A 16,394-nucleotide genomic window follows, 5' to 3' on the forward strand; every position below is an offset into this window, starting at 1 on the left:
CTAGAACGTGTTCTAATGGTGACAGTGTTCGACCGTCAAGTCGACCCGCATCACAGCAGGACACGTCCGTGTGTTTACCGGCGCGGAGGTGCGTAGAAGGAGATCGCCGTGCGTATCGTTTTCGATGAGGTACGCGTCGAGAGGGGGCCACACACCGCATGTCCAGCGCACCACAGCAGGCAGGCAGCGAATCGTCCGGGTCGGACACCCGACCGCGTGAGGTTCTGAACGTGGCAGTCCTCGCCGAATCCGAACTCGGCTCCGAAGCACAGCGGGAGCGCCGCAAGCGCATCCTGGACGCGACCCTGGCCATCGCCTCCAAGGGCGGCTACGAGGCCGTCCAGATGCGCGCCGTGGCCGAGCGTGCCGATGTCGCAGTCGGCACGCTCTACCGTTACTTCCCCTCCAAGGTCCACCTCCTGGTGTCCGCTCTCGGCCGGGAGTTCGAGCGCATCGACGCCAAGACCGACCGCGCCGCACTCGCCGGCGGCACCCCCTACCAGCGGCTGAGCTTCATGGTCGGCAAGCTGAACCGGGCCATGCAGCGCAACCCGCTGCTCACCGAGGCCATGACTCGGGCCTTCGTCTTCGCCGACGCATCCGCCGCAGGCGAGGTCGACCACGTCGGCAAGCTGATGGACTCGATGTTCGCCCGGGCCATGAGCGACGGTGAGCCGACCGAGGACCAGTACCACATCGCCCGGGTCATCTCGGACGTGTGGCTGTCCAACCTGCTGGCCTGGCTGACCCGACGGGCCTCTGCCACCGACGTCAGCAAGCGACTCGACCTGGCCGTGCGGCTGCTGATCGGCGCCGAGGACAAACCTAAGATCTAGCGGGTGAGCCTTCCCGCCGACCTTCAGGACGCACTGACCCGGGCCGCCAAGGTCCCACGGCTGCTCATCACCTCGGATTTCGACGGCACCCTGGCCCCGATCGTCAACAACCCCGCCGACGCGCGCCCGCTGCGCGAGGGTGCCGAAGCACTCGTGGCGCTGTCGCAATGTCGTGACACTTCGACGGCCCTGATCTCCGGCCGCGCGCTGGAGGTGCTGCGGGAGCTGTCGGGGATGCCCGCGGCCGTGCACATGGTCGGCAGCCACGGCGCCGAATTCGACTCCGGGTTCGCCCACCCCATCGACCGCGTCCTGCTCGACACGATCGCCACCGAACTCACCGCGATCGCCGCGGTCCGGCCGGGCGTGACCGTCGAACTCAAACCCGCGAGCGTGGCCCTGCACGTCCGCAACGCCGACCCCGGCGACGCCGAAGCCGCGTCCGCGCAGGCACTCCGATCCGCACAAGCGTGGGATGTGCAGCTGACCAAGGGCAAGGCCGTGCTCGAGTTCGCGGTGATCACCACCGACAAGGGCGAGGCGATCGACATCCTGCGCGACCAGTACCGCGCGTCGGCGGTGATCTACTTCGGCGACGACGTCACCGACGAGAAGGCGTTCCGCCGGCTGCGCGACGGCGACGTCGGTGTCAAGGTGGGACCGGGCGAGACCCTGGCCGGGTACCGGGTCGACGAGCCCGAAGACGTTGTGGCAGCGCTGAAGTACCTGTTGCAGGTGCGCGCGGCGAACTAGGCCGGCGGGCCCGACGTCCGCCCGCGCACCACCTCGGTGGGGAGCACGTCGGTCACCGGAAGCCCCGACCGCGGCGGATTGTGCAGCAACTCGCCGGCGCGGCGTCCCTTGGCCAAACTGGACTGCACCACCGTGGACAGACCGCGGCGCAACGCCTCCGGCACCCCGTCGAAACCCGTCACCGTCATCTCCCCCGGCACGTAGATACCGCGGGAGCGCAGATAGTCCATGGCTGACAGGGCCAGCACATCGGCGGTGCACATCAGCGCGGTGATGCGGGGATCGGCGTCCAGCGCCACCTCGGCGGCCGCCCCTCCGGATGTCGGCAGATGGTCGTAGCTCTCCACCACCGTCAGCCTGTCCGGTGCCAGTCCGGCGGCCGTCATCGCGTCGTACACACCGTGAATCCGCTCGCGCTGCACATGGAAATGCGGCGACAACACCCGATCCGGATCTGCCAGTGCGGGTTTCGTACTCTCGTGCGGCCAGTCGCGACCCAGCCGCATGGTCAGCAGACCGATGTCCCGATGGCCCAGATCCAGTACATGTTCGGCCAGCCGCCGCATCGCGCCGCGGTCGTCGATGCTGACCCGGGACACCCCGTGAACATCCTTGGGCTGATCCACCACCACGACCGGCAACTGACGCTGACGCACCACCGGCAGGTACGGATCGTCGTCGGAGGCCGAGTACACCACGAACCCGTCGACGCCCGCCGCCAGCACCGCCGCCGAACCGTCCTCGAAACTGCGGTTGGGCCCGATCGCCACCAGGAGCAGCCCCTGCCCCACCGCTTCGCAGGATTCGGCAAGTCCGGCAACGAAATCCAACGCGGCGGGATCACTGAACGAGTAGTTGAGCGCCTCGGTGATGATCAACCCCACAGCGCCGGCCTTGCGGGTCCGCAGCGAGCGCGCCACCGGATCCGGCCCGGCATAGCCCAGCCTCTTGGCCGCATCGAAGATCCGGTCGCGGAGCTCGGCGGACAACTGGTCAGGACGGTTGTAGGCGTTGGAGATGGTGGTGCGAGAAACCTTCAGTTCGGCCGCCAACGAAGCCAAGGTGGCCCGCCGTGGCGGGTGGGGACTCCTTGGCATGCTTTCCGAGGCTAGTGGATTGCTGAATTCCTCACCCGGTCAACCGTCCAGACCGCCAGCCAGAATCCGCAGGCGATCGTGACGATCACGAAGCTCGGCGGCATGTTGAAGATTGCGGACACCGCCAGCCCGGCCCACACCGAAACGACGCTGATGCCGGTCGAGATCGCCATCGCGAGGATCGGCCGGGCAGTCACCATGATTGCCGTGGCGGCCGGGGTGACGACGAGCGCGAACAGCAGCAGCGTGCCCACCGCCAGCACCGCCATCGTCACCGCGATCCCCAGCAGGACCATGAACAGGACCGACAGCACGCGTACCGGCACCCCTTTGGCCTCGGCCACCTGCGGGTTGACGGACGCGAACAGCAATGGGCGGAAAACGAATACGACCGTGGCTGCCAACAAGAGCAGCAGCGCGGTGAAGTTCAGCAACTGCTGATGCGTGATGGCCAGCAGGTTGCCGAACAGCACGTTGGTCAGCGTGGACGAGTTCTTGGTGGCCAACGAGTTGAAGAACAGACCGAAACCGGTGGCCAGGGCCAGCACCGTGCCGGTGGCCACCTCGCGATCGTGGGCCCGGCTGCCCAGCGCCCCGATCACCAGGGCTCCGCCGACGCAGAACGCCAACAGGCCCAACCCGACCGGAAGCCCGAGCAGCGCCGCACCGGTGGCCCCGGGTAGACCGATGTGGGCCAGAGCGTGGGCGGCGAAAGCGGTGTTGCGCACGATGACGAAATAGCCGATCAGCCCGGCGGCCAGCGCCACCAGCGTGCCGCCGATCAACGCATTCCGCATGAACGCCGAAGTCAGGATCTGCCACCAGTTGTGCTGATAGCCCATCGCGAATGTGCCCGCAGCCTGCAGACCCGCCGACATCACACGCTCCTCATGTACATCTGCCCCAGCGGGGTGTGGGCCACCTGCACCTTGGTGCCGTACAGGTGGGTCAGCAACTCGGCATCCACCACCTCGTCGATGGCCGCGTGGTGGGCGTGCCCGTCGAGCAGATAGATGGCGCTGTCGAGCACGCTCAGCAGCGGGTTGAGGTCATGTGCGACAACGAGGATCGTCACGCCGAGGTCCTGGTTGAGCCGGGCCAGCAGCTGCACGATCTCGTGCTGATTGCGCAGGTCGAGCGCGGCCAACGGTTCGTCGAGGATCAGCATCTTCGGATGTCCGACAAGGGCATTGGCCAGGGCGATGCGCTGGCGTTGCCCTCCGGACAGTTCCGACAGCCGCATGTCGGCGAACCCGGTGGCCTCGACCCACGCCAGGGCCTCGTCGACCCGGGCCCGGTCGGCGGTCGAGGTTCGGGTGAAGCCCCACCGCCGCCCGGTGAGCCCGAGGGTCACCGCGCCCCGGGCCCGGATGGCCTCGCCCGCGCCTGCGGCGTAATCCTGTGGGACGTAGCCGATCAGGTCGTTGTGCTCACCGGGTGCGCCGCCGAGCACCCGCACCGAGCCCGACGCCGCGGGCAGCAGGCCCAGCATGACCTGCAGCATCGTCGACTTGCCCGACCCGTTGGAGCCGATCAGCGCGACGATGCCACCGGTCGGGATCTCGAAGGTGCCCTCCGACCAGATCAGCCGTCCCCCGCGCACGGCACTGACGTCATCGAAGACGAGGGCAGGGGGATCCACGGCATCGGCAGGCATCGGCCCTGGACTCACGGCTGGATCTGAAGAGCTTTGGCGAGCGCGGTCAGTTGGTTCACCTGCCAAGCCTCGAACGAATCCGCTCCCGGCGCCGCCGTTTCGGTGACATCGACAACCGGGATTCCGGCGCTCTCGGCGGCGGCCCGGATCTGCTTGGGCAACGAGCCCTCGGTCTGGGTGTTGTAGATCAGCACGTCGACGCCGCGGTCGGCGAGCAGACGCAGGAATGCGTCCAGGTCAGCCGGCGACGGGTCGGTCTCGTTGGACGACGCGGCCTGGTAGCCCGCGGGTGTCGCATTGACCAGACCGACCGCGGCCGCCATGTCGTCGAACACCGCTTCGGTGGCGGCGTAGCGCTTGCCGGTGGCCTTGGTCTTGATGTCGGCGATCAGCTGTTGGTAGGGCTGCATCGAGGTGGTGAACTCGGCGCGGCGTTGCGCGAAGTAGTCCCGCGCGTCGGGAGCCAACTGGCCCAGTTCCTCGGTGATCGTGTCGGCGACGCCGGTCACCGCGGCAGGGTTGTACCAGGCGTGCGGGTTGTTCGAGTGCTCGTGGGCATGTCCGCCGTCCCCGTCGCCATGATCGTGGTCGTCATCGCCGGCCCCGATGGCCGAGACGACGATCGCGTCCGGCGCGGTGCTCTGGGCCAGCTTGGTAGCCCACTCGTCGTAGTGTCCGCCGTTGATGACCACCAGCTGCGCACCCTGGAACTTGGCCGCATCCGCGGGCGAGGGCTCGAAGTCGTGCGGATCGACCGACGACCCGGCCAGCACCGTGGTCACCTTCGCGCAGTCACCGCCCAGCGCGGACACGATGTCGCCCCACTGGTCGACGCTGACGACCACGTTGACCGGTGTGGTCACGCAGTTCCCGGCGGACTCGGGCTGCTTGGCCTCATCGGAGCCGCAAGCGGAAAGGGCGAAGGGGGTGGCCAGCAGCAACGCGGTGGCCATGGCGCGGAGATTCAGGGGCGGGAGCACGGCGATAACGATAACCGTTTGCATTAGCGGATGCACGTCCGGATGATGATTTATTGAAAATCGTTTTCATTAAGGAGTGCCATGTCCGACTTGCTGCCCGTCACCGTGTTGTCCGGCTTCCTCGGCGCCGGGAAGACCACGCTGCTGAACCACATCCTGGCGAACCGGGACGGCAGGCGCGTCGCCGTGATCGTCAACGACATGAGCGAGGTCAACATCGACGCCGCGCTCATCGCCGGGCAGGGACACCTCGACCGCACGGAGGAGAAACTCGTCGAGCTGACCAACGGCTGCATCTGCTGCACATTGCGCGAGGACCTGGTGGAAGCGGTCGGCGCGCTGGCGCGACAGAACCGGTTCGACCAGTTGGTGATCGAGTCGACGGGCATCTCCGAACCCATGCCGGTCGCGGCCACCTTCAGCTGGGAATTCGAGGACGGCTTCAGCCTGGGCACGCTGGCCCGGCTGGACACGCTGGTCACCGTCGTCGACGCGTCGACTTTCCTGACCGAGTTGGCCCGGGGCGAAGCGCTGGCCGAGCGCGAGATGACGGCGGGTCCGGGTGATGCCCGCAGCATCGCCGACCTGCTCACCGATCAGGTGGAGTTCGCCGACGTCATCCTGCTCAACAAGACCGACCTGGTCAGCCCAGCAACCCTCGACACCGTCCAAACACTGCTGCGCAGGCTGAATCCGACCGCCAAGCTGATCCGGACCGACCATGGCGTCGTCGATATCGGCGAGGTGCTGGGCACCGGGCTGTTCGACCCGCAGGCCGCCGCCCAGACCCCGGGCTGGGACGAGGAGATCGCCGACGGTCACACACCCGAAACCGAGGAGTACGGCATCAGCTCGATGACCTTCCGCTCCGACCGGCCGTTTCACCCCCAGCGCCTCGGGGACGCGCTCGGTCAGGTGACAAGGGTGTTGCGCAGCAAGGGATTCTGCTGGATCGCCAGCCGCCCGACGATCGCCGCCATCTGGTCACAGGCCGGCCCGAACCTGGCGATCGAGCCGGCGCAGTACTGGTCGGGCACCGAGATCGCGCCGGGCCAGGAGATCGTGTTCATCGGGATCAAGCTCGACCGGGACAACGTCCAGCGGCTACTCGACGGGGCCCTGCTGACCGATGCGGAACTGGCCGAGGGCGAACGGGCCTGGGCCGGCTACCCCGATCCGCTACCGGCGTGGAACGTCACTCACTCGCACTGACCGGCTTACGCCCCCATACCGAGTACATCGTCGGTGACCGGTAGACGAACGTCGGGTCCTCCATGGCCCGACGGGCGTCGGCCAGAACCGACTCGGTGACGACTCCGCCGGCGATCATCACGTCGTCGAGCTTTGCGAAGCTCTCTACGAGAAACCCCGATTTCACGCTTCCACCCTGCTCCGTCGTCGAGCCGACGTCGCTGCCCGTGGCCTCCAGACCCAGCTCGTCGACGTGGGCCGGCAGGCGTGCGCCGTAGTGCAGATCCATCACGCCTGCCCCAACCAGAAACTCGTGGCGCGCGCGCAGATAGGCATCAAAGCCGGCTGCCGACGGGTGGTCCGGGGCGAGTGATTCCGCGGTGCTGTAGTCGGGCTCCTCGACAACCAGCCAACCACCCGGACGCAGCGCCGCCACCATGCGGCGCAGCACTGCGAGCGGATCGGCCATGTGCACCATCAACACCCGGCAATGCACGAGGTCGTATGCGGCCGACTCGATCTCGTCGCGCGTGATGTCGCAGCGACGTACCTCGATCCCCAGCGCGGGCAAGTCGTCCAGGAACCTCGGATCCAGGTCGACGGCGACAACATGACCGGTGGGTCCCACGCGGCTGCCGAGCCACCGCGCGACCGATCCCCCGCCCGCGCCGACTTCGAGACAACGCCAGCCCGGCCCCACCGCGATGGTGTCGAAGGTGCGAATGGTCCGCGGATCGCCCAGTGCTTCCAGCCGCTGTAGGCGCTCCCGCTCCTGCGTTGCTTCGTAGTCTGCGGCGAAGTACCGCCCGTCCTCGTCGGCATCGATCGGCATACCGACATTCTCGACGGTTCCACCGACTACCGACTAGTGCGTATGGCCTACCGTCCCGCTGAGCTCGTTGGGTGCTTTCTCCAGTGTTGTCGAGGTGCCGACGTCGCCGGATTCGACATCGACGACGTGCACCTGCCTGGTGGCGGGGTCGGTGACGAACACGTCGTGGCCGCGGACGAACACGCTCGGCCTGGGCTGCTGCCAGTCATCGGGTTCGGTCCACGGCTCGGTCACCGCGATGGTTTTCACGGTGCGCCCGGAAACCGGGTCGACGACATGGAGCTTGCCGTCGGTGCCCAGGATGAGCGCTTCGGCGTGCGGACCGCGCGCCAGCGACCTGAACGAGTAGCTGACCGCCTGCGGCAGCGGTATCAGCCGCAGCTGATTGCTCGCGGTGTCGATCAGAGCGAACCGGTTGGGCCGCTCCAGCTCGGCATCGGGATCGACCTTGTAGTCGCCCAGCGCCACCGGTGAGTCTGCATGTCCGCGAACCGTTCCCACCCGGCCGTATACGTCCGGGGCGGCGATCTTGGTGAAGGCACCGTCAGAGAAGGTCAAAACGCCGTTCTCACAGCCGAACACGAGGGTGGTGGAATCCACGACCGCTTCTCCGTGAATGCCGGGGCACTCGGCACTACGGGCGATCTCCCGGTCGGAGGCGTCGAAAGCGACTGCACCGCTGCGCTCGTCGGAATCGCCTTCGCTACGCACCCAACTCCCGTCGTCCAGTACCACGGCGACACCGTGGTGCGGCTGTGGCGCTCTCATGCCTCTCATCCGTGGTACGGCAGCGGTGAGATTGTGTGGATCGAGCACGGTGATCTCACCGGAGCCGTCGGCGAACAGCACGGTGTGTTCACCGTGGGCGACGACGTGACCGGGCTCGTCGGCCACGAAGGTGGTGTCGGTCAGCGCCCCCGCCGACGCGTCGAGCAGCCGGAAACCCTCACCCGTGGACACCAACAGGTGCGAATCGTCGCCGGCCGGGTTGACCCGCAGGAACCCCTCCAGCGGGAGGTCGGCCTTGACCTGCAGGCTGTCGCCGTCCAGCACGTACAGCCCACCGTCGTAGGTGACCACCAGCGGATCGGGTATCGGCTCGCGTGCCGCCTGCTGCGTTTCGCCGCCGCCACAACCGGTCAGCGCTGCCGCGAGCGCACCGACCAAAACGAGGACCTTCGATGGATTCGGCATTCGTTCTCCTAGCTCGTCATGTGGAATCGGTCAGGTGGATTCACCAGCCCGCGGCCACCAGGAAATCCGGGATGATGTTCGTCCGGTGCGTGCGCTCGACCCGTAGGCCGTTCGCGTAGTCGATTTCGTGTACTGCCCTCGCCGTCGCGTCGTTGACGTAGGCGCGCCCCGCACCGACCTCGATCACGGGCGTGCCGACCGGAGCGGCGAGCAGTTCGAGGCGGCCGGTGTGTACGCCTGCCGCCACATCAAGGGCATGCAGAACGCCGTCTTGCGTCACGGCCAGCACGGTGGTGCCGCCGGCGGTGTTCACCGCGACCACGCCGGGCAGCCGCATCGACGCCCATCGGCGGCCGTCCAACAGCCACACCTCGTCACCGGCCACGGCCGCGAGCGAATTCCCGTTCCTGCGATAGCCGAACGGCCCCAACGGCTCGGGGGGCCGAACCGGCCCGAAAGCGACGCTCTCGGTCACCGGCGCTCCGCCGCGCCGGGAGATCTTCAACGCACCGTCACGGCAGCCGAGCACGACCGCCCGGCGTAGTGCCACCGCGTCGGTGACCGACGGGCAGTCTCCGAGCACGGCGGTCTGTTCGGCGACCGTGCTGACCAGCCCCCGATCGGAGACCGTCAACAGGTCGTCCCCCAATATGACTGCAGCCAGCGCTTTTTCAGACTCCTGAGCGACGGCCGAGGATGTGACCTCACCGCGCGCGAAGGCGTCCCGATCCAGGGCTGCGACGGCACCGTCAGCGCGGCGGGCAACGGCCCGCGCACCGTGACCCCGTACCGCGGTGACCCGCCCGTCGATCCGCCCCACCACGGCCGGTGGTGCGTCATAGAAGTGCGAATGGTCGCCGTGGTCGAAGGTCCACGCCCCGCCGTCCACGATCGTCAGGCCGGCATCGTCGTGCAGGTAGGCGTACCGACCGTCGCCACTCACGGCGTCGACGCGGCCGAGCTGCCCCAGCCCGGTCTCGTCAGAGTCCGCGACATCGAGCACTGCGCCGGCACCGGTCTGCCGCTCCACCAGGATCAGCCGCGTCACCGGCCGATCCGCTTCCCGGGGCGACGCCGACTGCCGGGGATCCGGAGTGGTGGAGCACCCGGCGATCAGAAGGGCGACGAGCGCCATCACCAAGGCCCTGTTCAGCACCCCAAACTCTTATCATTAATGACATTCATTTTCAATAAGGGAGGATGCTCGGCGCACCCGAGGGCCCACCTAAGCTCGACCCGTGTCTGAGCACGCCTTCAACCCCGACGAGCGCCGCGCCGTCTACCGGGCCATCGCCGAACGTCGGGATATGCGCCGGTTCGTCCCCGGCAGCACGGTGCCGCCCGAGGTCCTCGGCCGGCTTCTGCAGGCCGCCCACGCGGCGCCGAGCGTCGGCCTGATGCAGCCGTGGCGGTTCATCCGGATCACCGACGATGCGCTGCGCGGCAAGATCCACGCCCTGGTCGACCAGGAACGCATCCACACCGCCGACGCACTCGGCTCCCGCGGCGACGAATTCCTGTCGCTCAAGGTCGAAGGCATCCTCGACTGCGCCGAGCTGTTCGTCGTCGCCCTCGGCGAGAACCGCGACCGGCACATCTTCGGCCGCCGCACCCTGCCCCAGATGGACCTGGCCTCGGTGTCCTGTGCCATCCAGAACATGTGGCTGGCCGCGCGCGCCGAGGGCCTCGGCATGGGCTGGGTGTCGATTTTCGAGCCGTTACCGCTGGCCCAGTTGATGGGCATGCCCGCCGACGCCGAGGCCGTGGCGATCCTATGCCTGGGCCCGGTACCCGAATTCCCGGACCGGCCGGTGCTGGAGATCGAGCACTGGACCGTCGGGCGCCCGCTGCCCGAATTCGTGGCCGAGAACGGCTGGCCCAGCGAGGCGTCGCCTTAGGCTGGACGGATGGCTGCCTCCGTCGATCTCAATGCCGATCTCGGTGAGAGCTTCGGAGCGTGGAAACTCGGTGACGACGAGGCCATGCTCGGCCTGGTCACCAGCGCCAACGTGGCCTGCGGATTCCACGCCGGAGATCCGGCACTGCTGCTGCGCACCTGCCGCGAGGCCGCGGCGCGGGGCGTACGCGTCGGCGCCCAGGTGAGTTACCGGGACCTGGCCGGCTTCGGCAGGCGCTTCATCGACGTCACCCCCGAGGACCTGACCGCCGACGTGATCTATCAGATCGGCGCGCTGCAGGCCATCAGCCATGCCGCGGGTACGACGGTGAGCTACGTGAAACCCCATGGCGCGCTGTACAACACGATCGTCAGCCATCCCGAACAGGCGGCCGCCGTGGCGGCCGCGGTGGCAGCGGTGGACGCGGGCCTACCGGTGCTCGGCCTGTCGGGTTCGGCGTTCTTCGAGGAGGCCGGGCGGCGCGGGCTGCGCACCGTCGCCGAGGCCTTTGCCGACCGCGCCTACCAACCCGACGGCACGCTGGTGTCCCGCCGCGACCCCGGCGCCGTGTTGCACGATGCTCCCGAAATCGCCGAGCGAGTGGCGGGCATGGTGATGAGGCGACAGGTCACCGCAGTCGACGGATCCGTCATCCCCGTCACGGTGGAATCGGTTTGCGTACACGGTGATTCACCGGGAGCCGTCGAGATCGCCACGGCGGTGCGCGAGCGCCTGTCCGCTGAAGGGGTCACGCTGAGCGCGTTCTGCTGACAGGTTCGCCTGGCATGATGGCCGCGTGGTGGCGAACCCGGCGGTGATGCGGTGGCGGCCGAGTTCCATGCAGGTTCTCGTGGCCGGGATCATCGCGTTGGCATTGGCCGGCACCACGCTGCGTGGGTTCGTCGAAAACACGCCCGATGTGGCGACGGCAGCCACGGTGTTCTGCGGCGTGTTCGTCCAAGCGCTGCCGTTTCTTGCCCTCGGCGTGGTGATCAGCGGGCTGATCGCGGTCTTCGTGACGCCCGAGCGCCTGGCCCGCTGGCTTCCCCGGCGTCGCAGCGCGGCCATCCTGGCCGCCGGTGTCGGCGGCGCGGCATTGCCCGGCTGCGAATGCGGTTCAGTGCCGGTGGCGCGCAGGCTCTTCGGCGACGACACCGAAGACGGCACCGTGGGCGCGGCGGCGCTGACCTTCATGCTGGCGGCACCTGCCATCAACCCCGTCGTACTGGTGGCCACCGCCGTCGCGTTCCCCGGGCACCCGCAGATGGTCGCCGCCCGGTGTGCGGCATCACTGCTCACCGCGCTGATCATGGGCACGCTCTGGGCCCGGTTCGGCAGCCCGGGGTGGATCACCCGCCGGCTGCCCAAGCCACACGACGGCGAGGGTTCACGGTGGGCGGTCTTCACCGAGGCCGCACGCCACGATTTCCTTTCGGCGGCCTCCTATCTCGTCGTGGGCGCGGCAGCCGCGGCGGCCCTGCACGTGCTGGTTCCGACGTGGGTGTACGAGCACCTGGCGGGCCAGATCGTGCTGGGGGTGATCACCATGGCGGCGCTGGCGGTGGTACTGGCGTTGTGTTCGGAGGCGGACGCGTTCGTCGCGGCCAGCCTGACCATGCTGCCGCTGCTGCCGCGACTGGTGTTCCTGGTCGTCGGGCCGGCCGTCGACATCAAGCTGTTCGCGATGCAGGCCGGAATGTTCGGCCGCGCGTTCGCCGTCCGGTTCGCACCCACGACCTTCGTGGTCGCCACGGTGGTGGCGACCGGCGTCGGCCTGCTGATCCTGGGGCCACAGTGAGCCGCGAAACCGAGAACGCACTGCTGCTGCTGATCGGGGTCAGCACCGCCATCATCGCCGTCTCCGGTGCCTACACCCGGTACGTCAAGCCGGGACTGCTGCCGTATCTGGTGGCGACCGCGGTGTTGCTGATCGCGCTGGCGCTCGCCGCGATCGTGCGCGATATCCGGCACGGCCGCCGCGAAGGCGGCGCGGACGACGCGCATGATCATCCGCACTCGCCCGGCGTCGCGTGGCTGTTGCTCATCCCGATCGCGCTGCTGGCCTTCGTCGTACCCCCGGCGATCCGTCCCGACGCCGCATCGGTGACCGCGGTGTCCACCGATGTGCTGCGCCGTCCGTTCCCACCACTTCCCGACGGCACTGCTCCGGAGGTCTCCCTGCCCGACGCACTGATCCGCGTGGCACAGGACTCCGCGGGCACCCTGGACAACCGCACGATCACCGTCACCGGGTTCACCATGCGTGACGGTGACCGCAGCGACCTGGCCCGGGTGGTGATCATCTGTTGCGCGGCCGACGCTCAGCTGGCCCGCATTCGCCTCTCCGGGCCGGCAGCGGCGCAGGTGGCCGGCTATCCGGACGACACCTGGATCAAGGTGGTGGGCACGATCCCTGCGGGGCAAGGCGATTCGAGCCGGCGCGCCATCCCGACGATGACGGCCCTGAGCGTGACCCGCACCGATCCCCCGGCGCGTCCCTACGCCTACTGATGCCTGAGCGCGCAATCACCGCACTTCGATCCGCCGGGCACCCGGTAGTACAGGCAACAGCTGCGTCGGCGGAACGCCCACCCGGTCAGGTGGCCGGTGCCGGTCAGATCCCCGGTGGCCAAAAGCGATTCGGTGACCTCGGCGACGGCGTCACTCAATTCCGGGCGGACCCGGGCCAGGTCGGCCGCCGCTGCGGCCAGGGCCGCCGCGGCATTGCCGTAGAGCAGACGCGGCGCCATCTTGACCCGGAGCCCCGCGGCCAGCGGCTCGAGATGGTCGCTGATCACCAGCCGATACAACTGCTGGGCCAGCGGACCGTTGTCGTCCACGGGTCGCCCCACCGGACGCGGCAACCTGAGCTCGGTCCGGGCGGCATGGCGCTGCAGATCGGCGAGGTCGGGCAGCACACCGAATTGCAGCGCACACGCCAGCAGCGGTGACCACAGGCGCGAGGCATGACTGAACTGGACCAGGGATGCGCCGATACGAAGATCCGTCGTGTCGTTGCGCGCGCTGGTCGCGGCGACGAGGTCGGCGCAGCCGTCGTCATAGCAGCGCTGGACCGGAATCCAGTCGGTCGCCTCCCCGCCGACGGTGATCGCGAAGAACCCTCCGTACGAGGTGATTTCGCTCAGCTGGTCACCGATGTTCACGGCCTCGCCCCGATCTTGGCAGGGACGGTGACCTGCGGCCGGCCGGTGTCGGCATCAATGGTGATCCGGGCCCCGACCCCGTACACCTCGGACAGTAATCCCTCGGTGAGGACGTCGGCCGGCGTGCCGACCGCTACCATCCCGCCCCCGTCGAGCACGCAGATCCGATCGCAGTAAGCCGCAGCGAGATTCAGATCGTGCAACGCGGCGATGACCGTCGCACCGGTCTCCCGCAGCAGGTGCAGGGCCTCGTGTTGATGGCGCAGGTCGAGGTGGTTGGTGGGTTCGTCGAGCACGATGACGTCGGTGCGCTGGGCCAGCGCCCGGGCGATGAGCACGCGTTGCTTCTGTCCGCCCGACAGCCGGCCGTAACCGGCCCGGCTCAGTTCCGCGATGTCCAGCGCCGTCATCGCCGCGCCGATGATCTCGAGGTCCTCGGCGTTGTCGGCCTCGAAAGATCGCTTGTACGGTGTGCGGCCCATGGCCACCATGTCGAACACGGTGAGCTCGAAATCGCCTGCAGCTTCCTGCAATACCGCCGCGACCCGGCGTGCGGCCCGCTTGCCCGGCAGCTTCCACACGTCGGTGCCGTCGACCAGCACGCGACCGGTGCTCGGTCGCTGCGCCCGGTACAAGGTGCGCAGCAGTGTGGTCTTGCCCGCACCGTTGGGGCCCACGACGGCCAGCATCTCGCCGGGGGCGACCGACAACGACACGTCGGCGATCAACGGTGTACCGCGCACCGTCACCGAGACCGCCTCGAACGTCACTGCCGCCGTCACGTCACGGCCTTCCGCCGCATCAGCCACAGGAAGAACGGCCCGCCCGCGAGTGCGGTCAGAATCCCCACGGGCAATTCCTCCGGCGCGGCCACGGTGCGGGCCACGATGTCGCACAGCACCAGGAACGCCGCACCCAACAAGGCCGCGGCCGGCAGCGCTCTCCGGTGGTCGGCACCGACCAGCAGACGCACCACATGCGGCATGATCAGCCCGACGAAGCCGATCGTGCCGCTGACCGCGACCATCGCCCCGACCATGAGCGCCACGACGACGAACATTCCCGCCCGGAACCGGTGTACGTCCAGGCCGAGCGAGGCGGCCGCCTCCTCGCCGGTATAGAGCAGGTTCAGCGATCGGGTGAAGGCCAGCAGTACGACCACACCGACGAGTACCGCCACCGCGGGCACCCACACCATGCGCCAGGTGGTGCCGCCCAGGCCGCCGAGCATCCACCGCACGGCCGCCTGGGTCTTGTGCGGATCGTCCGAGGTGACGATCAGCAGGCTGGCCACCGCGGACAGCACTTCGGCCACCGCCACGCCGGCCAGGATCAACCGCGCTGTCGTCATGCGCCCGCCCGAGCGGGCCAGGAAGTACACCGCGACGAGCGCGAGGAAGGCTCCGAGGAAGGCCGCCAGCGGCACAGTGAACACCTGCAGCGCACCGGCGCCGACCACCAGGATCATCACGGCGCCGACCGATGCCCCCGAGGAGACACCCAGCAACATGGGATCGGCGAGTGGATTACGCACCACGGCCTGCAGCGCCATCCCTGACGCCGCCAGGCCGGCCCCGACCACCGCACCCAGTACGACCCGGGGAAGCCGGGCGTCGAGCACGATGGATTCCCGTACCGCAGGCCAGCTCTGCTCGACCAGGCCCGGATGGACCGAGTGCAGCACGATGGCCCACACCTGCCCGGGCGCGATGGACACCGAACCGATCGCGACACCGGCGGTCATCGCCATCAGCAACAGCCCGGCCAGCGCGGCGAGGGTCAGCCGGTAGGGCATCAACTGAACCGGTCGGGGTGCAGCTGCCGGGCCAGGGCGTCCACTGCCCGGCCCACCCGGACGCCGACCACCACCGAGGACAACGGGAGGACCGCGAATCGCTGCTGGGCGACAGCCGGAACATGCTGCAGTAGAGGATGTTCGGTCAGAAACCGTTTCTTGTCCGCGACCGGCTGGTCTCCGTAGTCGTAGATCACGATGACCTCGGGTGCGCGATCGGCGAACTGCTCGAACGACACGTCGCCCCACACCTTGGGCACATCGGCGAACACGTTGACGCCACCGGCAGCCTCGATCATCAGGTTTCCGATGCCCTTGCCACCCGAGGTGAACACGGTCGCCTCACCGCTGTCGTAGACCGCGACCCGCACCGGCCGGACCCCGCGCAGCTTCGCCGCGGACTGCGCCAGCTCGCCATGGAGCTTCTCGATCTGCTGCTCGGCCCGGGCGGTGACGCCGAATATTGTTCCGATGTTGCGGATTTCGTCGTCAACGGTGGACACCGCGACGGGCTCGGACCGGCAATCCTCGATGTTGAGGTAGGTGTGAACACCGGCGTCGGTCAGCCGTTGCCTGCCGCGGCCCTCTTTCTCGTCGAACGCGCTGTCCCAGCCGCCGTAGACGAAATCGGGTTCGACGGCCAGCAGCGACTCGTAGGACGGGTACTCCTTGGCCAGCACCGGAACGGTGTCGTAGGCGGCCTGGTATTCGGGCAGGATCCGGTCGTCGAGATAGGACGTGCCGACCATGGAGTTCTCCAGGCCCAGCGCCAGCAGCGTCTCGATCGCGTGTTGGTTGAGCGCGACGGCGCGGGCCGGCGGCCGGTCATAGGTGGTGCTGACGCCGCAATTGTCCACGGTGACCGGGAATCCCGGTGGGGCGTCGCCTGCGGCGCCGGGTGCCGCGGTCGAGGCGCACCCCGACACCAGTAACGCCGACGTCAGTCCGGCGATCAGCCAACGAGCGGCCATGGGCGTACCCGTCCTCTCCGGGGAGA

Annotated in this window: 18 protein-coding genes; 7 read left to right on the forward strand and 11 right to left on the reverse strand. The window is 68.4% G+C overall.

Annotated elements, in window-relative coordinates; all coding sequences use genetic code 11:
- The first annotated feature begins 158 nt into the window (after positions 1 to 158).
- A complete protein-coding gene (gene kstR, locus EH231_RS19615) occupies positions 159 to 836 on the forward strand; it encodes a cholesterol catabolism transcriptional regulator KstR (RefSeq protein ID WP_029108285.1) in 678 nt (225 codons plus the stop codon).
- Between the two features lie 3 nt (positions 837 to 839).
- A complete protein-coding gene (gene otsB, locus EH231_RS19620; RefSeq protein ID WP_124713124.1) occupies positions 840 to 1,589 on the forward strand; it encodes a trehalose-phosphatase in 750 nt (249 codons plus the stop codon).
- Here otsB and EH231_RS19625 read toward each other — a convergent pair.
- Genes EH231_RS19625 through EH231_RS19640 form a run of 4 tightly spaced genes read right to left on the reverse strand, consistent with a single transcriptional unit; the run spans position 1,586 to position 5,347 of the window.
- Positions 1,586 to 2,686 carry an Rv3575c family transcriptional regulator gene (locus EH231_RS19625; RefSeq protein ID WP_090430498.1) on the reverse strand — a complete coding sequence of 367 codons (1,101 nt, stop codon included), beginning with the start codon at positions 2,684 to 2,686 and terminating at the stop codon, positions 1,586 to 1,588. The genes otsB and EH231_RS19625 overlap by 4 nt on opposite strands.
- Before the next feature lie 11 nt (positions 2,687 to 2,697).
- Positions 2,698 to 3,564 (reverse strand): metal ABC transporter permease, encoded by an 867-nt coding sequence (locus tag EH231_RS19630; protein ID WP_090430496.1) that lies wholly within the window; start codon positions 3,562 to 3,564, stop codon positions 2,698 to 2,700.
- A complete protein-coding gene (locus EH231_RS19635; RefSeq protein ID WP_090430862.1) occupies positions 3,564 to 4,343 on the reverse strand; it encodes a metal ABC transporter ATP-binding protein in 780 nt (259 codons plus the stop codon). The genes EH231_RS19630 and EH231_RS19635 overlap by 1 nt, the downstream gene beginning before the upstream one ends.
- 11 nt (positions 4,344 to 4,354) lie before the next feature.
- Positions 4,355 to 5,347 carry a metal ABC transporter solute-binding protein, Zn/Mn family gene (locus EH231_RS19640; protein WP_124713125.1) on the reverse strand — a complete coding sequence of 331 codons (993 nt, stop codon included), beginning with the start codon at positions 5,345 to 5,347 and terminating at the stop codon, positions 4,355 to 4,357.
- A 57-nt stretch (positions 5,348 to 5,404) separates the two neighbouring features.
- Here EH231_RS19640 and EH231_RS19645 point away from each other — a divergent pair, with 57 nt between their 5' ends.
- The gene (locus EH231_RS19645) at positions 5,405 to 6,535 is read left to right on the forward strand and encodes a GTP-binding protein (protein ID WP_090430491.1); all 1,131 of its coding nucleotides are present in this window, start codon (positions 5,405 to 5,407) and stop codon (positions 6,533 to 6,535) included.
- Here the strand turns inward: EH231_RS19645 and EH231_RS19650 are convergent.
- From EH231_RS19650 to EH231_RS19660, 3 genes are read right to left on the reverse strand one after another with little or no spacing between them, the layout of a single operon-like run.
- Positions 6,519 to 7,346 (reverse strand): class I SAM-dependent methyltransferase, encoded by an 828-nt coding sequence (locus EH231_RS19650; protein ID WP_124713126.1) that lies wholly within the window; start codon positions 7,344 to 7,346, stop codon positions 6,519 to 6,521. The two genes, EH231_RS19645 and EH231_RS19650, sit on opposite strands and share 17 nt — an antisense overlap.
- Before the next feature lie 33 nt (positions 7,347 to 7,379).
- On the reverse strand, positions 7,380 to 8,540 hold the full coding sequence (gene aztD, locus EH231_RS19655; protein ID WP_090430487.1) for a zinc metallochaperone AztD: 1,161 nt from the start codon (positions 8,538 to 8,540) through the stop codon (positions 7,380 to 7,382).
- A 40-nt stretch (positions 8,541 to 8,580) separates the two neighbouring features.
- Positions 8,581 to 9,696 (reverse strand): ABC transporter, encoded by a 1,116-nt coding sequence (locus EH231_RS19660; protein ID WP_124713127.1) that lies wholly within the window; start codon positions 9,694 to 9,696, stop codon positions 8,581 to 8,583.
- An 82-nt stretch (positions 9,697 to 9,778) separates the two neighbouring features.
- On the opposite strand from EH231_RS19660, the gene bluB reads away from it, so the two are divergent.
- The 4 genes from bluB to EH231_RS19680 all read left to right on the forward strand — a co-directional run bounded on the left by bluB (position 9,779) and on the right by EH231_RS19680 (position 12,949).
- Complete coding sequence (gene bluB / locus EH231_RS19665) at positions 9,779 to 10,438, forward strand: 5,6-dimethylbenzimidazole synthase (RefSeq protein WP_090430484.1); 660 nt, start codon at positions 9,779 to 9,781, stop codon at positions 10,436 to 10,438.
- Positions 10,439 to 10,447: 9 nt separating this feature from the next.
- Entirely contained in the window at positions 10,448 to 11,209 is a 762-nt protein-coding gene (locus EH231_RS19670; protein ID WP_090430482.1) for a LamB/YcsF family protein, read from the forward strand.
- 67 nt (positions 11,210 to 11,276) lie between these two features.
- Positions 11,277 to 12,236 carry a permease gene (locus EH231_RS19675; protein WP_164481221.1) on the forward strand — a complete coding sequence of 320 codons (960 nt, stop codon included), beginning with the start codon at positions 11,277 to 11,279 and terminating at the stop codon, positions 12,234 to 12,236.
- Positions 12,233 to 12,949, forward strand: a complete 717-nt coding sequence (locus tag EH231_RS19680) for a TIGR03943 family putative permease subunit (RefSeq protein WP_124713128.1) — start codon at positions 12,233 to 12,235, stop codon at positions 12,947 to 12,949. The genes EH231_RS19675 and EH231_RS19680 overlap by 4 nt, the downstream gene beginning before the upstream one ends.
- Here the strand turns inward: EH231_RS19680 and EH231_RS19685 are convergent.
- Genes EH231_RS19685 through EH231_RS19700 form a run of 4 tightly spaced genes read right to left on the reverse strand, consistent with a single transcriptional unit; the run spans position 12,943 to position 16,368 of the window.
- The gene (locus EH231_RS19685; RefSeq protein WP_090430476.1) at positions 12,943 to 13,602 is read right to left on the reverse strand and encodes a (2Fe-2S)-binding protein; all 660 of its coding nucleotides are present in this window, start codon (positions 13,600 to 13,602) and stop codon (positions 12,943 to 12,945) included. The genes EH231_RS19680 and EH231_RS19685 overlap by 7 nt on opposite strands.
- Entirely contained in the window at positions 13,599 to 14,384 is a 786-nt protein-coding gene (locus tag EH231_RS19690) for an ABC transporter ATP-binding protein (protein WP_124714332.1), read from the reverse strand. The genes EH231_RS19685 and EH231_RS19690 overlap by 4 nt, the downstream gene beginning before the upstream one ends.
- Positions 14,381 to 15,397: a FecCD family ABC transporter permease gene (locus EH231_RS19695; protein ID WP_090430474.1), complete on the reverse strand. Its 1,017-nt coding sequence runs from the start codon at positions 15,395 to 15,397 to the stop codon at positions 14,381 to 14,383. The genes EH231_RS19690 and EH231_RS19695 overlap by 4 nt, the downstream gene beginning before the upstream one ends.
- Positions 15,397 to 16,368, reverse strand: coding sequence for an ABC transporter substrate-binding protein (locus EH231_RS19700; protein ID WP_124713129.1), 972 nt, complete (start codon positions 16,366 to 16,368; stop codon positions 15,397 to 15,399). The genes EH231_RS19695 and EH231_RS19700 overlap by 1 nt, the downstream gene beginning before the upstream one ends.
- Positions 16,369 to 16,394: the final 26 nt, after the last annotated feature.

It is taken from the genome of Mycolicibacterium nivoides, from assembly GCF_003855255.1.
GTDB lineage: Bacteria > Actinomycetota > Actinomycetes > Mycobacteriales > Mycobacteriaceae > Mycobacterium > Mycobacterium nivoides.

Excerpts from the sequence above, each read along its gene's own strand:
- EH231_RS19670 (WP_090430482.1), top strand. The coding sequence starts at position 10,448 with ATGGCTGCCTCCGTCGATCTCAATGCCGATCTCGGTGAGAGCTTCGGA.
- EH231_RS19630 (WP_090430496.1), bottom strand. The coding sequence starts at position 3,564 with ATGTCGGCGGGTCTGCAGGCTGCGGGCACATTCGCGATGGGCTATCAG.
- EH231_RS19640 (WP_124713125.1), bottom strand. The coding sequence starts at position 5,347 with ATGCAAACGGTTATCGTTATCGCCGTGCTCCCGCCCCTGAATCTCCGC.
- EH231_RS19675 (WP_164481221.1), top strand. The coding sequence starts at position 11,277 with ATGCAGGTTCTCGTGGCCGGGATCATCGCGTTGGCATTGGCCGGCACC.
- aztD (WP_090430487.1), bottom strand. The coding sequence starts at position 8,540 with ATGCCGAATCCATCGAAGGTCCTCGTTTTGGTCGGTGCGCTCGCGGCA.
- EH231_RS19650 (WP_124713126.1), bottom strand. The coding sequence starts at position 7,346 with ATGCCGATCGATGCCGACGAGGACGGGCGGTACTTCGCCGCAGACTAC.
- EH231_RS19635 (WP_090430862.1), bottom strand. The coding sequence starts at position 4,343 with ATGCCTGCCGATGCCGTGGATCCCCCTGCCCTCGTCTTCGATGACGTC.
- EH231_RS19625 (WP_090430498.1), bottom strand. The coding sequence starts at position 2,686 with ATGCCAAGGAGTCCCCACCCGCCACGGCGGGCCACCTTGGCTTCGTTG.
- EH231_RS19700 (WP_124713129.1), bottom strand. The coding sequence starts at position 16,368 with ATGGCCGCTCGTTGGCTGATCGCCGGACTGACGTCGGCGTTACTGGTG.
- EH231_RS19695 (WP_090430474.1), bottom strand. The coding sequence starts at position 15,397 with ATGCCCTACCGGCTGACCCTCGCCGCGCTGGCCGGGCTGTTGCTGATG.
- EH231_RS19645 (WP_090430491.1), top strand. The coding sequence starts at position 5,405 with ATGTCCGACTTGCTGCCCGTCACCGTGTTGTCCGGCTTCCTCGGCGCC.
- kstR (WP_029108285.1), top strand. The coding sequence starts at position 159 with ATGTCCAGCGCACCACAGCAGGCAGGCAGCGAATCGTCCGGGTCGGAC.